We start from the raw sequence: 15,614 nt of genomic DNA on the forward strand, positions 1-15,614 counted from the left end.
TTACAATAAATTGTCCAAAAAAGTAAATTTATCGACTTGCCATACGACTTATATTAATAGAGCGATAAGTAGGAAAGTACGTATTTATGACAAATACACACACGTGGCCAGCAGATGCCGATGGAGAAGTACTCAAAGTACTAGACGAAAGAGGCTTTGATTTTGGCTCCACACACACGATTGAGTTTTATCTGGAATTTAAGACTTGGCCGCTGAGCGAACACCAGCAAAATGAAATATCTGAAAAATTACACGGTGCAGATTTTATAGAGTCAGATCCTGAAGACATTGAGCTTGGTGATGCACCGGGTTATGTCTTATTTACAACACAAAATAAAGTCACCCATGAGTTTGTCGGCCAAGAGCAAGTCAGACTAAGTAAATTAGTTGCCCATTTAGATGGCACTTGTAACTCATGGGCCGTATGTAGCCCATGTAGCGGATAACTCCTTATATAGCTAACTCACTAGCATAACCCGATATATCAATGTTAGTGAGTAACATGATAATTTGCCATTCTGAACGCTTTTTCAATAATCTAATTACCTATCCTGCACTTGGTTTACATCAAAAAATCGTGCACTCTACTGACTAAAATAACAACAATATACGCATCAGAGATCATGCAATACATAAAAGACAATTATCTAATTAGTGATTCACGAGAAGACGTTCAACTCGATCAGGTTGAGTCATTGCTGAAAAACTCCTACTGGGCGCGTAAACGCGACTTAGCAACCATCAAAAGCACAGCACAACGACCATGCAATACTACATATTACTTTGCAAACGCTTTATAGGTCTTAGTAATAAACAAATCTTTTTGTTTGATATTAACGAGGTGATTGCAGGTTGAGGTGAATAACGGCGTTTGTACAATACCGGTTTTTTGACCCGTAGGGACTAACGCCATAAACGGATTACGTTTGTACGCTTTTACCGACCTACCTTGACGCCTTCGCACTATACTTTTCGCCAAGTATTTACCTTGCTCCACTGCCAAATAACCCAGTTTAGCCTCGCCCACATCGGCAATGTCACCCAGCGCATAAAAGTTTTCTTGCCCCACGACTTGAAGCGTGTCATTCACCACAATCAAACCTTTATTATTCAGTATATGTGAGAAGTTTTGTTGCAAAAATACGTTGTTCGGTTTGGTACCCGTCGCACACAATACCATATCCGGCTTTAACACATCTGTTGAGCGCTTATCTTGGAAGCCCTGAGTTTTGGTGCATAGCTGATAATCACTATTTAACTTAACCTGTACGCCTAACTCTTCCAACTGTTGATGTGCTTTGCGCTGTGCTTTTTGACTAAAGCCAGTGAGTAGTGCTTTATCTTTGTGAGCTAAAGTAACCACTTTATTTTTGAAGGTATAAGCAATTTCACCAGCCAGCTCTACGCCAACGACACCACCGCCAATGATTAATATCTCTGAGGCTTTTTTGAGCTGCGCACAATGCTGTCTAAGCTCAGTATCTCTGTCATTTAAGCTATGTGCATCCATGCTCTTAGCCAATGGCAAAGTCGGATATCTAGACCCACTTGCAATCACAACCTGTTCAAATTCAATACACTCACCGTTTTCCAACAGTACAGTATGCTCTTGAAGGGTTTTCACAGCACTTTTAACAAACTGACCAGCTAAAATATCTCGATAATATCGACGTGATTGCCCTTGAAATTGGCCCTGCGTTGTAGATTCTCTGAGCACGGCATAAGTCACCTCAAAGTAATCTTTCTTGTCTACAAGTGTGGTCTGTACGCCACTTTTCTGTAATTTCTGTGCAGTCGCTACGCCACCAAAACCACCACCAATGATCAGTACTTGCGTTTTCATCTCTCTTACCTCAATTCACTGAATAAGACATAGCATATACCGTTGCAAATTTGTTTTTAATGCGCATTTAAAATACCCTTACGTGCAAATATGCAACAGAGACATGTCATGGATAAATGGACAGAGTTTAAAACCGCCTACCGATTAGCAAAGCTAGGGACGCTTAGTGCCGCAGCAACCGATCTGGGTATACACCGCTCAACAGTCATGCGGCAAATAGATAGCTTAGAAGCGCACTTAGGTATCAAGCTCTTTCAACGCAATGACAAAGGGTATATCCCAACAGAGGCAGGGCTGGAAGTGATGCGGTTGGGGGAGATCACAGACGTACAATTTAATCAGTTTGTCGATAAGACAACAAACCTCGATGCCATGATGAGCGGTGTACTTAAAATCACTTGTGTCAATGAACTATCCGAGTTGTTATTCCCAGTGATAAACCTATTCCAAGCGCAATACCCAAACGTAAGATTCGAGATCTCGGGTGATATAAGAAAATATGCGTTAGAGTATGGCGAAGCAGATTTAGCCATTCGGATGGGTGAGAGGCCGCATACACTTGATAACATCGTGATCCCATTTCAGTGCATCGAAGTGGTTATGTGTGTGCATCAAAAATATGTCGAGCAACATGGCCTGCCAACAAAAGATAATTGGTCACAACATAAATTTATCGCCAATTCCGAGCGCATTGCACATTTGCCTTGGAATGAGTGGATCCACACGCAGGTGGAAACAAGTCATATTGTTACCACCAGCAATGCTCACCAAGTGCTCGACTATGCACTGCATGCAGGGTGTGGGATCTCTGTTAGTACAAAAGAAGCTGCACAAAACAACCCAATGCTACACATATTACCCATAGGGGATTCGTGGCAGGTAAACACCTGGATATTGGTACATCGTGACATCGTACATATTCCAAAGATACGTAAATTTGTCGACCTGCTAAAGCTAGCACGATAAAAAACCCAACTTATACTTTATCAGCTGCTTCAATTTCTTGTATAAACCCACTTAACACGGCTCGATTTTTTGCCAAACGCGCGGCTTTTTCATCGACCTCTCTTAGCTGGCTGTGTAATCGCACTCTTAACTCATCACAAGGCTCAAAAATGGGCCGTTCACCTCTAATGCAAGGTAAAAATTGTAGTATGGTACTTAGTGTCATACCTGCTGAACTGAGCAACTTAATGCGCTTTAACGCCAGCACCTCACGCTGATCATAGTCACGATAACCAGCTGCGGTACGACGTGGTGTTATTAGCCCTTGCTCTTCGTAATACCGAAGCATTCGCACGCTCACACCGGTTTGTTCAGATAGTTCACCTATTCTCATCTTTGCTCCTTGACCTTCACAGTACTGTCAGGGTTTATCGTATTGGCTTCTAAGTATGGACTCAATGGAAGTAACACAATGACTAATAATGAATTTTCAGAAAATACCTTTATCAATGGTGAGTATCAACCCAACTCAGCACTTAATCCTTTAGCATTTTCTGGCTTTGCACACTTCAGTGCGATGCAAGTGAGAGGAAGAAAAGTGAGGGGTATAGACCTACACTTAACGCGTCTGCGTAAAGCGTCTCAAAAGTTATTTAATAACACGCTCTCAGATCAGCAGATACGCACTTACATCAGAGACGCGATGAGTGAAAGCCCATTAGATTGCTCACTGACTATTACGCTGTACTCTTCTCACGGTGAATTTACCGCCCAAAGTATGGACACGCTTCCACAAGTACTCGTGCGCACCAGTGCGCCTTCAAACGGCCCCGTAGGACCGTTACACCTCACCGCAATTAAACACCAGCGACCTATGCCTGACATAAAGCATGTAGGAGAAATTGGTAAAACTTTTTATTTACATAGAGCCATTGAAAAAGGATTTGATGACGCGATATTTGTTGACGAGCAAACAAGGATAAGTGAGGGGACAATTTGGAATCTCGTCTTTTGGGACGGATATACCATTATTTGGCCAAAAGCCCCAATGCTTCAAGGTACCACGATGAGCATATTACAACGACAACTCACACTACTTCAGATACCACAGCGCACTGTAGAACTTAAGCTGAGCGATCTTAACATACTCCGCGGCGCGGCGGTCATGAATTCATGGACACCAGGGATAACTGTAAAGGGCATTGACAGTACTGTATTTAAAGATTCAGATACACTGAACGCGCTGTTGCATAAAGCATATCAATACGAGCCATTACAGGAAGTTTAACGCTTTAACGATAGGTAGTACCAATAGAGCACTTGCCTTTTGGGCCAATATCGTTGATTGCATTATAGAGACATGCAACAACGACACCCTGTTATATTAAAGCTCAAGCGCGTAAACGCACATTTTTCTAGTTGTGTCTGAAATATCTAACGTGGTTGGCGCAGTGCTTTGCAATATCGCGCCCACTTTTTCAGCGTTTCGAATGCTGGCTATATTGTCTTCTAAACAATGAAACTCAAGTGTTTTAGCACCTTGAGATTTTATCCAAGGGATCAGTTCATTTAAAACGCGTGGAATGACTTGCTGTCCTCGCGCCTCCTCACATAGCCAGTACCCGACCTCACACTGGCTTTTTACCGGATCTACGTACTTCACACCAAAGACACCACTAAAGCAGCCGTTCACAAAGATAGCCAACCACCTTGAATTTGGCTCGCCACTGTTAATTCGCTCTTCAATATACTGCTGTGCACTATCATCGCAAGTTACCCGCTTCACCCAAGGCAAATTGCGCTCTAAGCTAATCCTGTTGCGCTCTACAGTACTATAGAGTTCGGCGCTATGATACAACCCCAGTGCCGTTAATTGAATATTAGGTAAAGTCATTTATATATACGTTTCCTTGCACGCAAGTCCGCTCTATGTTTCTTAAATAAAAACATGACTGTACGAATAAAAAACCATTAAGTCAAAGCGGCTATATTCAGTCTATGGCTAGTTTTGTATTCAAAAAGGCTGTATTTGAAAAGAAAGTTACAAAGCGTAACAAGCGCTCACAAGGATTTGCACACAGTGTCGGGAATACAACACAGGTTTTAGATAGACTTTACTTCGTTAAGTAAACACATATACACCTGCTGTTTGTAGAGACGTTTATTGTAGTTATTTAACATGTTGATTTCCCTGTCTTAAGAGACTTTTAGCGCACCATTGGTGCGCTTTTTTTTCTACATTAATTGTAGCAGCTTACATGTGGTCCATCAGTATGGCATACAGGGTAGCTATATTGGCATAACCAAGGGGCAGTTTTATACTGGGCCTGATATTGACCACCAGCAACTGCACCAGTTTGTTCTTTTGATACTTCTTTGTTTGTTAATGACTTGAGCTTCGTTTTTTGTAATTTAAGTTTCATAACTATTCCTTTAATTCATTGTTTTTTATATACAGTATTTAGCCAACCCAGCCTAAATACTGAACACCACTATCCGTAAAATTCATAACATAGTAAACATGGAAATTTTCATCAAAATATACGCTTTCGTATCATCTTGTTGAGTATTTTTAAATAAGAAATGGCTCATGAAGCTATTATCATCAATAAGAACAAGTGGCGTGTATGGTGTTATCTACTATATTTCTGACTAATAACAACATTCATTAATTAGGTGCCCTATGATATTTTCATCAAGGACAGATCGTCAGAAATTACACTCACTCGAAGCCAAACTTAACGTCTTTTTTGAAAACCAATCCATCTTAGAACTCAATGATGAAGGGATAATCACACAAGTAAGTCCACACTTTTTAAGAGAAATAGGCTACCCGAATGCTGACTTGAAAATGCAACATTACAGCCGCGTCATTAAAACGCAACTCAAGCTCGACAACCATACTCCGGTTGAGTTACAGGTACAATATGAACACGGCACTATCAGTTGGTTTCGAGCCAATATATACGCCAGCTTTGATCAGCCTTCACGAACCCATCATTACACTTTATTGCTGACAAATATCACCGAATATAAACATGCTTCATTTGATCACCTCGGGCAAATAGACGCCATAAATAAGTCGCAAGCAGTGATCGAATTCAATATGGATGGCACCATCCTTCATGCCAACGAGAACTTCCTACAAACGATGGGATATGCACTTGACGACATCGTTGGTCAGCATCACAGCATGTTTGCTGAACCAGCCTATGCACAAAGCGAAGAATATAAAGTGTTCTGGCAACAACTCAATCAAGGACAGTTTAGTACCGGCGAGTATAAAAGACTGGCAAAAGGCGGGAAAGAAGTATGGATCCACGCATCATATAACCCTATTTTTAATGCCGACGGTGTACCGTATAAAGTCGTCAAATACGCTAGCGAAATCACCCAAGCTAAACTGCAAGCGGCAGACTATCAAGGTCAGCTTGAAGCAATCAGTAAATCTCAAGCAGTGATAGAGTTTAATATGGATGGCACCATCATAAATGCCAACGACAACTTTTTATCCGCCATGGGTTACACCCTAGATGAAATTAAAGGCCAGCACCACAGCATGTTTGCAGATGCTGAGTATGCAGCCAGCGCCGAATACGCGGCATTTTGGGCCGATTTAAACGCGGGCCACTACTCTGCTGGAGAATATTTACGCAAAGGGAAAAACGGTAAAGAAATTTGGATCCAAGCTTCTTACAACCCTATATTAGACCTCAATGGTAAACCGTTTAAAGTCGTCAAGTATGCAGCCGACATCACAGAACAAAAACGCCAAGCGGCAAATTATGAAGGGCAATTGCAGGCCATCGGAAAATCACAAGCGGTAATAGAATTTAATATGGACGGCACCATTATTACTGCCAATGACAACTTTCTAAAAACAATGGGATATACTCTGGATGAAATAAAAGGGCAACATCACAGTATGTTTGCAGAGCAAGACTATGCAAAAAGCCAGTCCTACCATCAATTTTGGCAGCAATTAAATCTGGGGAAGTTTGATTCTGGTGAGTATCAAAGACTTGGTAAAAACGGCAAAAAGATTTGGATCCAAGCCACCTACAACCCGATTTTTGATGCCAATGGTAAGCCTTTCAAGGTGGTTAAATTTGCCACAGATATTACCGCTCAAAAAATACAGAGTGCTGACTTTGCCGGCCAGCTCGCCGCTATCCATAAGTCTCAAGCAGTCATAGAGTTCAATCTTGATGGCACTATCATCGACGCCAACGAGAACTTTTTAACGACAACCGGTTATACGTTGTCGGAAATAAAAGGCAAGCACCACAAAATGTTCGCTGAAGTTGATTACGCTAATAGTCAAGCATATCAACAGTTTTGGCAACAACTAAGGCAGGGCCAGTTCGACAGCGGAGAATACAAACGCATAGCCAAAAATGGCAAGGAAATTTGGATCCAAGCTTCCTATAACCCCATTTTTGACGCTGAAGGCAATCCATTTAAAGTCGTCAAGTATGCCTCCGATATCACCGCAAGAAAGTATGCTATTTCAAGCATCAAACGCGCTATTATGGCGCTCTCAGACGGAGAGCTCACTCATACGATTGATGAAGACTTAGGCGTAGAATTTAATATCTTAAAAGATGCCATGAATAGCCTCATGGATAACCTAAGTCGAATGGTAAAAGAGATCACTGACGCTTCTAACCATGTCTACCAAGGAGCACAGAGCATCGCCAATGGTAACGAGGAGCTCAATAAACGCACCGAAAATCAAGGGGCGAGTATTGAGGAGACAGCAGCGACCATGGAAGAGTTAACGGTCACGGTGCAACAAAATGCAAAAAGTGCTAAAGATGTCTCCGATCATGCAGATGAGGTTATGAAAAAAGCACAACAAGGGGGCGAGACGGTCGAGAATGCGGTTGCAGCTATGAATGAAATAGAGACATGCAGCAATCGAATTTCAGACATCATTGGTGTGATTGATGAAATTGCTTTTCAGACCAACTTATTGGCACTCAATGCCTCTGTAGAAGCGGCAAGAGCTGGAGAAGCTGGCAGAGGGTTTGCAGTTGTAGCCAGTGAAGTTAGAAACCTAGCGCAGCGCAGTGCCTCTGCGGCAAAAGAAATAAAAGGGCTGATTCAAGACAGCTCTCAAGCCGTTTCTAAAGGAAGCGAACTTGTCTCTGCATCGGGTGATACCTTTAATCAGCTCATTCACGTGGTGAAAGAGGTGAATGTGATGATCACAGAAATCACTTCCGCCAGCCAAGAACAATCCGAAGGTGTCGCAGCAGTGTCTTCAACCATTGCTCAAATGGACAATGAAACGCAAAATAACATGCACTTAGTTGAACAATCGAGCCATGCCAGTCAAGTAATGAAACAGCAAGCACAGCATCTGCTGCAACAAGTCGCCAGCTTTAAAACTCAGTCCCAATCTAACCAAGAGCTATTACCAGCCCCACAATCGCGAAGCATGTTAAGGCTCAATGCAGGATAGCCACACCACCTAATGCACTAAATAAGTCGCAGCTTGGCATTTAACCAAGCTGTGATAACACATAATTGATCTTAAGGCGTCTTGCCAGTGCTCTGGTTGTTTTGGTCAATAGAGAGATCAAATCACTCTGTTAATTTACTTTGCGCGCCAATTTTGACAGATGACGTAGCCCAGCTTTCAAAGCAAGATCTTCATTGTCCACATTATTAGTGTGATCAATCTCAATATCAGGTAAAAATGCCTCTCTTGGCGTGCCATTGACATGAAATAACTTTTCAACAGGGATCACTGCACTCAACTGGGAGTGCCTCAGTGTATGTCCAGAAATCGCACCTAATAACTGAGCCATGGGTGTACCGATGACAGTTGCGCGCTTCATACCATGCAAACCGATCGTTATGCCTTCACCCATGCTGCCTGTCCAGCGGTTGCTGAGCACCACCAACGGTTTGGTAAAGGTATTTTCCCCTCTTGGATACACAAACTCTTGCCAGCGCCTTTTCACTCCAAACTCACGCTCTACCGCCACCAGCTCATGTTCTTGGTATGGAAAACGCTCAGAGATAAAGCGGCTCATAATGCCACGCGCCACATCGCTGTTACCACCACTGGGGGTGTTGCGTAAATCCAAAATTAAAGCAGACGCATCCTTGTATTCAGACAGCGCTTGGTCAAACGCGGAGATCAACGCATTATTACCTAGGCTGTTTTCAGGCCGAATATACGCAATGTCACCTAACCATTGGCTGGTCAAGATTGGCTTATCTTTTAAGATGTCGGCAACGACTTGTCGGGTATCGATCGTGAGCGTCTGTGATTGTCCTTGCCAGCTTACAGTCAGTGCTATTTGCTCATGACGAGTACCGGTCAATAATCGATTAAGCACCCAAGTCTGAGCACTTTTTTGTCCTGAAATATTGGCCGCCTTTATTGCTTCAAAAACAGGTTTTTGGTTTATCTGTTCAATCTTCATGCCCGCTCTAAAACCAATTTTATGTGCATACCCATTATGTGGAATAGAAATAATGGTCGCGGTATCATTGCCAACTTCAGCCCACATGGTTAAAGCAGTCGGCATAGGCAAATAATAGTCTCTAGGACGTGGCCGAACTTCGCTGTGTTGGTCATAAAAAAACTCAAAGCAGCGGTTCAAGTGCCCTGATAAGGCATTAACTGTTTTGATTTGGGTTACTTCTTTTTGCAAACACGCTTCAAATGACGTTTGATCCACGTTTTTTTCGTCAAGGTAGGCGTATCTTTGGTTTAAAAGCGCAACAAACTCCGTAATGTCCTCATCCACTTGCTGGGTGGTTAAACTCTGTGTACTCTCCTTTGCAAAACTAAAACTAGAAACCGCCATTGCACTATAAATAATCGTCTTTGCTATATATGCTTTGGCATCACGTGGCATTGTAAGAATCAATTTAATTTCCTTCTTTTTCAAGTTGAGCCTCTCGTATCCTCAAAGTCCTTTCCAATTCATGTAATGAAATCTCACCCTTTTGATAACGCTGCTCTTGCTCTAAGACATACAACACAAAACTTAAATTCGACACAAAAAGGTCAGGTCTAAGCGTATTTGCGCGTTTCATTAAAATAAGTGATTCACTTAATTCTGTCAGTGACTCTTGAGATAGGTTTTTGATAAACAATTGCTGAGACATGAGTGCATCGAGATACTCAGGGTAGGGCAAGGGGTTATCTTTAAAGAATTGTTGCTTCGAGCGCTTAGTTTGTTCGCTCGCTTCATTACTCTCGTAAAATACCATAACAGCTTGACTATATTCCAAGCTTTCTGTCGCCACCGCTTTGGCCGCATACAGTAATTTTATTAAGTCTCGGCGCTCTTTTTCATCTTCATCATAATTACTGATGGCTATTGCTAATAGAACACCAATAAGCGTTGCAACCATCGTCAATGCAAAATTACTTGCCAATTCATTATCTTTAGTAAACCGTCTTAAAGACGGGATGAAAAATACAGTGCAACATGCAATTAAAATGACAGTAGTAATTAAATAAGCCATTGGGAGACACCTTTATTTGTCGTTATTCTGTGGTGTTTATTTATTACTTTAACAGTCAATGATATGAATTTTAAGATAAATTAAAAAACATTTGCCTATAGTAAATACGTGAACTGATGGCTCAGCACATATCTCAAAAGCTTCATTTACACACTCTCGCGATGAAAGCTCGCCAATGTTGATACAAACGAGTTCGTATTAAAAACACGATGCAAGTATCTTTGTTTCAACATTTAAGGCGCGTAATTTTTGCGCTTTTTATGACGCTCAGGTAAGTCCTGTTACCTCATTTGATTATTTTTTACTGTGATCTTTGCAACCTTAATTGACGTACTCTATGGTTAAAGGCAAGCAGAGTATCTTGCTATGGAATACGAGGTAAGAAACGCATGATTAAAGGAATTATTTTCGACTTGGACGGCACATTAGTGACCTCCAATCTGGATTTCGCAATGATGAAAGCACAGCTTGGCTGTCCAAGAGAGGAAGATTTGCTTGAATTCATCAATGCGCTACCATCTCCATACATGCGTGAAGAAGCCATGTCGCTTATTCACCAACATGAAATGCAAGACGCACATCAAGCTGAGTTTTTACCTGGCGTAAAGCAAGCTATATGCGAGTTGTCCAACAAAGGCTTTCCAATGGCCATTGTAACCCGTAATTTTGCAAAAGCGGCGCAAATCAAGCTAGAGCGCTGCAATTTGCCCATAGACCTGATCCTTACGCGAGATGATGCGCCCGCTAAACCCAACCCTACAGCACTTAACCTCGTCGCAAAACAATGGGGCTTGCCCAATAGTGCCTGCGTATATGTTGGGGACTATCTGTATGATATCGAAGCGGCGAATAATGCAAACATGGTATCGTGTTTATATTCACCAGAAATAACACCTGAGTATGCTCAAAAAGCAGACATCATATTTCGCCATTGGGAAGCGTTTTTACCGCTGATAGAACAAAATAACCTAAAATTCCAGCACCAACTGGCCTGACGAATTCATTTTATGGTAATAAACCCGCATATCGCAGGCCTCATGCCCAATAGGGTATAGCCCAACGCGTCGAGTCTTGTTAGAATCTTGTGCAATTGAATTTCAAATAACGAGAACTAAGATGGGTAGAGCATTTGAAGTCCGCAAAAACGCCATGGCAAAAACGGCAGCGGCAAAAACTAAGGTAAACTCCAAATACGGTAAAGAGATCTATGTAGTTGCAAAAAATGGCGGCGCAGATCCTGAAACAAACCTATCTCTTCGTCGTTTGATCGAAAAAGCTAAAAAAGATCAGGTTCCAGCACATGTAATCGACAAAGCAATCGAAAAAGCGGCTGGTGGTGCAGGAGAAGATTACTCTCCAGCACGCTATGAGGGTTATGGTCCTGGTAACTGCATGGTTATCGTTGACTGCTTAACAGACAACCCAAATCGTACAATCAAAGATGTACGTCTTCCGTTTACTAAAACCGATTCAAAAATCGGTAGCCCAGGCTGTGTTGCTCACATGTTTGATCACTTTGCAATTTTAGGTTTTGCTGGTGATGATGACGAAGCCGTTCTAGAAGCATTAATGATGGCTGACGTTGACGTGACTGATGTTGAAGTAGAAGACGGTAAAGTATCTGTGTTTGCGCCTAACACTGAGTACTTCAAAGCAAAAACTGCCTTAACTGAAGCATTTGAAGGCATTACATTCGAAGTAGACGAAATCACGTGGATCCCACAAACTCATGTAGAAATCGAAAACGAAGATGACATCGCAAACTTCGAAAAATTCATGGGTATGCTTGAAGACTGTGACGACGTACAAAACGTTTACCACAACGCTATCGTGAAGAAATAATCGACACGATTACTCTGAAAAAGCCGGACACAGTCCGGCTTTTTAGTGTCTAGGTGTTAGAAATCAAAAGTGCGTGACACTGAAAACGCAATTCGTTCGTCCGATGTATCCGAATCGATCGAAGTATCTTCAGCGGCAATCGATAAGTCAAAGCCTGACAAGCTGGTGGAGTAAGCTATTTCATAGTGGTGATAAGAGCTGTCAGTACCATCCCAAGTCTGATCTCCACCCACATAATTAGACACGGTATAACTGACAGCAATATCATGATTTTCGGCCACTTCAAAAGTATGAGAGAGGGTCGTGATTACATGCTCTTCATCTTGACCCGCATAATCCCAGCTATACCAGAAGTTAAACTCCGTCGTCCCTAATGCATTATCAAAACCAAATTTGGTATACGCCTCTGGATAGTTAATATCGCTAGAATCGTCTCCACCATAATAGCTGTAATATGCCATACCCACATCTAAACTAACCGCATCGGTTAATGACCACGTTTTGCCAAAGTAAATATCCACTTCCACATCTGTGCCATCATCAAAATCGACATTTGAGGCCCAAGAGCCTGCATACCAGTTTGTTTCAGAGTCACTGTAATCAAGGCTAGCTTGCAGAGCAAAATCATTCTCAGTTTGGCTAATACCATTAAATGTATAGTCTGAAGCACCGGTAATAGTTGAAGACCAATCACTCGCAATAACCGTATTTGTTACCATCAAAACAGACAATGTGGATAAAGTGAGTCGCAGATTTTTTTTCATAATATTTATCTCAAACGTACGGTATTCCCGAACCTATTTAGTATTAAAAGTCACAATAGCGCTATCTACATACTGCATGTGCACAAGTTTAGTGTAACTCACTGGTTAAACAATATGTTTCCTCAACATAAGTACAATAAATTAATATTTAACCCGGTAAAATTACAAAATACACAATAAGCAGTAGGTAACATTATCGCTTAAAGACGATACCATTTAGCGAAAGTTAACCCGTATAAAAGTATCAATTTTCATATAACACCTTATTTTTAATGGCATAATATTATCATTTTTGCGATTTAAAGCATACTTATCGTCCTACTGGATAATACAAGGTCGATATTTATACTATTTAAATAATCACACTTATAAATTTAACCTTCCTACAAATTTACAGTTCAGAAATAAAAGTTTAACGATTACGGAGTTAAATAGACAAAAAACACCAAAATTAGAGTAAATACTTATGAGCATTTCCCGTCGCCAGTTTGTTAAAAGCAGCATGATCATCTCAAGCTTACCACTGAGTCTCTCACTATCAGGCTGCACCTTCTCTGAAAACCCTTTCAGCCATGGCGTTGCCAGTGGTGATCCCTTATCAGATAGCGTGATATTGTGGACTAGGGTAACTATTCCAAAAGAAGTAAAAGATCGCGTTGATATCGACACATTGACAGTGAAAGTAATTTGGCAAGTTGCGGCAGATAGCAGTTTTTCTAACATCATTTCTAGTGGTCACGTGATAACGAGCCAAACACAAGATTTTACTGTGAAAGTCGATGCCAAAGGCCTGCAAGAAAATACCCGATATGTATATCGTTTTATTATCGATGAGCTCGATGACCCCATTATCTCACCAATCGGAAAAACCAAAACACTCCCTGAATATGATGTCAGAAATATCAAGTTAGCCATGGCATCCTGCTCTCACTTCAGCTACGGCTACTTTAATGTGTATGCACGCATCGCTGAAATAGCAGACTTAGATGCGGTACTGCACCTCGGTGATTATTTATATGAATATGGCAACAAAGACATATACAGAAATCCATTTTTATGGAATCGCAAAGTAACCCCAAACCATGAAATGGTCACATTGGCGGATTATCGCCAAAGACATGCATGTTATAAAACAGATACTGATCTGCAAAAACTGCATCAAACCCACCCGATGATCTGTATTTGGGATGATCATGAATTTACCAATGATACTTGGCGAGAAGGTGCAAAAAACCATAATGATGGTGAGGGCACATGGCAAGCGCGCAGTAATGCCGCGATTAAAGCATACTATGAGTGGATGCCAATAAGAGAACCTCAACATGAAACCAGAGAAAAAGCATACCGTCGTTTTCGATTTGGTAATCTCGCCGAACTTAATATGTTAGACACTCGTTTTATCGGTCGGGATCAACAAGTCGATGTGAAAGATCCTGCACGCCTTGATGAGCAGCGCACACTACTTGGCTATGAGCAAGAACAGTGGCTACAGGACAACTTACTGGATGCCAAACGCAATGGCGTGACATGGCAGCTGATTGGCCAGCAAGTGCAAATGATGCAAATTCAGATGCTTGGTAAGCCTATTAATACAGATTCTTGGGATGGATATCCAGCAGCCAGAAACCGACTATTAGATTTTATAGAACACAATCAAATCAATAACGCCGTGATATTGACCGGTGATGTGCACTCATCTTGGGCAGCTAACATCTGCAAAGACCCTTACGACTGGCGAAAATACAACCGTTTTACCCACGATGGTGCTGTTGCTGTAGAAATCGTGACTTCATCGGTAACCTCTCCTTCCATTCCTGTGCCAGGTTTACAGCAGCTAGTCGGAGATGTTGGCAAAATCTTAATGCCCGAAAACCCACATATTCGATATGTAGATCTCGCAAACCGCGGATTTGTGACATTAGAAATCAACGAAGAGCAATTACAAGCCAATTGGCATCACGTGCCTTTTGTCGGTTTTAAAAATGACCAAGTGCATATTGGAAAGCGCTTTACTGTGTATTCAGGCAAATCCAAACTCTGCTAAAACTCTCCGGAAAAGCCCGTAAAATGGGCTTTTTAAAATTTATTTTAATTTTTTACTTGAAAACTATTTGCCCCGTCCATAGATAGTATTGTGAGGACGCCGACAGGGTCCCAACCAAAACAAATGTTATTTTTTTAGTTTGTTTATCAGTTCAAAAGAAGGGTAAACAAACATTATCGCTTATTAAGAGGATATTATTATGCGCAACGTAGATCTAACTCCACTTTACCGTTCTTTCATTGGTTTCGATCATTTAGCATCACTTATGGACCGAGCTGCCCATAATGGCAAGCAGGCAAGCTATCCACCATACAACATCGAAGCGCTTGACCAAGACAAATACCAAATCACCATGGCTGTGGCCGGGTTCAGCGAAGATGAATTACACATAGAGTCTGAGAACAATACGCTCAGAATAACAGGTCAAAAAGCCAATAAAGAAGAGAGTGCAGAGCGTAAATTTATCCATCAAGGCATCGCCGAACGTAATTTCGAACAAAGCTTCCAGCTTGGTGATCATGTCAGAGTGATTGGCGCAGAACTAGAAAACGGATTACTGGTAGTCAAATTAGAGAGAGAAGTGCCTGAAGCATTGAAACCGAGAAAAATTGAAATCGGCAAAGGTAAGCTGCTAGAAAACGAAAGTTAATCTTAGCAAGCAACCTATTTGATTACCCCTGGA

15 protein-coding genes are annotated in these 15,614 nt (G+C 41.6%); 8 read left to right on the forward strand and 7 right to left on the reverse strand.

The window, feature by feature from the left end:
* Positions 1-86: 86 nt before the first annotated feature.
* Complete coding sequence (locus tag N473_RS10990; protein WP_063367945.1) at positions 87-446, forward strand: ribonuclease E inhibitor RraB; 360 nt, start codon at positions 87-89, stop codon at positions 444-446.
* Positions 447-778: 332 nt separating this feature from the next.
* On the opposite strand, the gene N473_RS10995 is transcribed toward N473_RS10990, so the two are convergent.
* Positions 779-1,843 carry an NAD(P)/FAD-dependent oxidoreductase gene (locus tag N473_RS10995; protein WP_063367946.1) on the reverse strand — a complete coding sequence of 355 codons (1,065 nt, stop codon included), beginning with the start codon at positions 1,841-1,843 and terminating at the stop codon, positions 779-781.
* 108 nt (positions 1,844-1,951) lie between these two features.
* On the opposite strand from N473_RS10995, the gene N473_RS11000 reads away from it, so the two are divergent.
* Positions 1,952-2,809 (forward strand): LysR family transcriptional regulator, encoded by an 858-nt coding sequence (locus tag N473_RS11000; RefSeq protein WP_063367947.1) that lies wholly within the window; start codon positions 1,952-1,954, stop codon positions 2,807-2,809.
* A gap of 10 nt (positions 2,810-2,819) precedes the next feature.
* Here the strand turns inward: N473_RS11000 and N473_RS11005 are convergent, their stop codons facing one another.
* Positions 2,820-3,182, reverse strand: coding sequence for a MerR family transcriptional regulator (locus N473_RS11005; RefSeq protein ID WP_063367948.1), 363 nt, complete (start codon positions 3,180-3,182; stop codon positions 2,820-2,822).
* A 78-nt stretch (positions 3,183-3,260) separates the two neighbouring features.
* On the opposite strand from N473_RS11005, the gene N473_RS11010 reads away from it, so the two are divergent.
* On the forward strand, positions 3,261-4,076 hold the full coding sequence (locus N473_RS11010; protein WP_063367949.1) for an aminotransferase class IV family protein: 816 nt from the start codon (positions 3,261-3,263) through the stop codon (positions 4,074-4,076).
* 96 nt (positions 4,077-4,172) lie between these two features.
* On the opposite strand, the gene N473_RS11015 is transcribed toward N473_RS11010, so the two are convergent.
* Together N473_RS11015 and N473_RS11020 are read right to left on the reverse strand one after the other, a co-directional pair.
* Positions 4,173-4,682 carry a GNAT family N-acetyltransferase gene (locus N473_RS11015; RefSeq protein WP_063367950.1) on the reverse strand — a complete coding sequence of 170 codons (510 nt, stop codon included), beginning with the start codon at positions 4,680-4,682 and terminating at the stop codon, positions 4,173-4,175.
* A 346-nt stretch (positions 4,683-5,028) separates the two neighbouring features.
* A complete protein-coding gene (locus tag N473_RS11020; RefSeq protein WP_063367951.1) occupies positions 5,029-5,211 on the reverse strand; it encodes a hypothetical protein in 183 nt (60 codons plus the stop codon).
* 260 nt (positions 5,212-5,471) lie between these two features.
* Between N473_RS11020 and N473_RS11025 the strand changes: the two genes are divergently transcribed.
* Entirely contained in the window at positions 5,472-8,255 is a 2,784-nt protein-coding gene (locus N473_RS11025; RefSeq protein ID WP_063367952.1) for a methyl-accepting chemotaxis protein, read from the forward strand.
* 130 nt (positions 8,256-8,385) lie between these two features.
* Here the strand turns inward: N473_RS11025 and N473_RS11030 are convergent, their stop codons facing one another.
* Together N473_RS11030 and N473_RS11035 are read right to left on the reverse strand one after the other, a co-directional pair.
* Positions 8,386-9,678, reverse strand: coding sequence for a S41 family peptidase (locus N473_RS11030; RefSeq protein ID WP_155735582.1), 1,293 nt, complete (start codon positions 9,676-9,678; stop codon positions 8,386-8,388).
* 1 nt (position 9,679) lies between these two features.
* Positions 9,680-10,282, reverse strand: coding sequence for a hypothetical protein (locus N473_RS11035; protein ID WP_063367954.1), 603 nt, complete (start codon positions 10,280-10,282; stop codon positions 9,680-9,682).
* Between the two features lie 389 nt (positions 10,283-10,671).
* Here N473_RS11035 and N473_RS11040 point away from each other — a divergent pair, with 389 nt between their 5' ends.
* Both N473_RS11040 and N473_RS11045 read left to right on the forward strand, forming a co-directional pair.
* A complete protein-coding gene (locus tag N473_RS11040) occupies positions 10,672-11,277 on the forward strand; it encodes an HAD family hydrolase (protein ID WP_063367955.1) in 606 nt (201 codons plus the stop codon).
* A gap of 121 nt (positions 11,278-11,398) precedes the next feature.
* Positions 11,399-12,124, forward strand: coding sequence for a YebC/PmpR family DNA-binding transcriptional regulator (locus N473_RS11045; protein WP_039610508.1), 726 nt, complete (start codon positions 11,399-11,401; stop codon positions 12,122-12,124).
* Positions 12,125-12,180: 56 nt separating this feature from the next.
* Here the strand turns inward: N473_RS11045 and N473_RS11050 are convergent, their stop codons facing one another.
* Positions 12,181-12,888 carry a TorF family putative porin gene (locus N473_RS11050; RefSeq protein ID WP_063367956.1) on the reverse strand — a complete coding sequence of 236 codons (708 nt, stop codon included), beginning with the start codon at positions 12,886-12,888 and terminating at the stop codon, positions 12,181-12,183.
* Positions 12,889-13,354: 466 nt separating this feature from the next.
* On the opposite strand from N473_RS11050, the gene N473_RS11055 reads away from it, so the two are divergent.
* Together N473_RS11055 and N473_RS11060 are read left to right on the forward strand one after the other, a co-directional pair.
* Positions 13,355-14,932: an alkaline phosphatase D family protein gene (locus N473_RS11055; protein WP_063367957.1), complete on the forward strand. Its 1,578-nt coding sequence runs from the start codon at positions 13,355-13,357 to the stop codon at positions 14,930-14,932.
* A gap of 199 nt (positions 14,933-15,131) precedes the next feature.
* Positions 15,132-15,581: an Hsp20 family protein gene (locus N473_RS11060; RefSeq protein ID WP_039610505.1), complete on the forward strand. Its 450-nt coding sequence runs from the start codon at positions 15,132-15,134 to the stop codon at positions 15,579-15,581.
* Positions 15,582-15,614: the final 33 nt, after the last annotated feature.

It is taken from the genome of Pseudoalteromonas luteoviolacea CPMOR-1 (assembly GCF_001625685.1).
Taxonomy (GTDB): domain Bacteria; phylum Pseudomonadota; class Gammaproteobacteria; order Enterobacterales; family Alteromonadaceae; genus Pseudoalteromonas; species Pseudoalteromonas luteoviolacea_K.